Source organism: Dellaglioa sp. CoH-56-MRSF-10 (genome assembly GCF_056782175.1).
This window is the reverse complement of sequence record NZ_JBXAYF010000049.1, coordinates 1-399: the sequence shown is the minus strand read 5'-3', so window position 1 is coordinate 399 and position 399 is coordinate 1. Positions and strand designations below refer to the sequence as shown.

General features: G+C 54.1%; 2 protein-coding genes. Both read left to right on the top strand.

The genetic code is table 11. The features are described 5' to 3' along the window. Positions 1 to 212: hypothetical protein (locus AC1RP4_RS07775; protein WP_481763238.1), on the top strand; the 212-nt coding region annotated here is incomplete at its 5' end. Further along, positions 209 to 399 (top strand): hypothetical protein (locus AC1RP4_RS07770; RefSeq protein ID WP_481763237.1); only part of this gene is annotated, 191 nt, incomplete at its 3' end. The genes AC1RP4_RS07775 and AC1RP4_RS07770, both read left to right, overlap by 4 nt.

The window sequence follows — 399 nt, the reverse complement described above, 5'->3', positions numbered from 1 at the left end:
ATATCACGTTGCGGTCCAGTTCCGGTAAACCCATTGCGGAACTTCCCCTCTCGAAGTTTGCCACTCCCCATACCGAGAAAGAGTTTATCCACATCGATCGATTGCCGGACGGCACGTGGCGTCTTCTATTCAACGTGCGTGGTCCCGATGGTAAGCAGATCAACACAGCCACAGTCGCATCAATGGCAATCGTCCGTTCGGAGGGAACATGAGCATAGCGTGGATTGGCGTTGACTTTGATGGAACGCTAGCATCGGATGAAAGCGGTTGGGAAGGACCTCTACACGCTGGGCCGCCCATCGCACCGATGGTGGCGTTTGTCCAAAACCTAATCAAGCAGGGCCATACAGTCAAGATCATGACAGCACGTGTAGGCCCGCATCCGGATCAGACTGATGA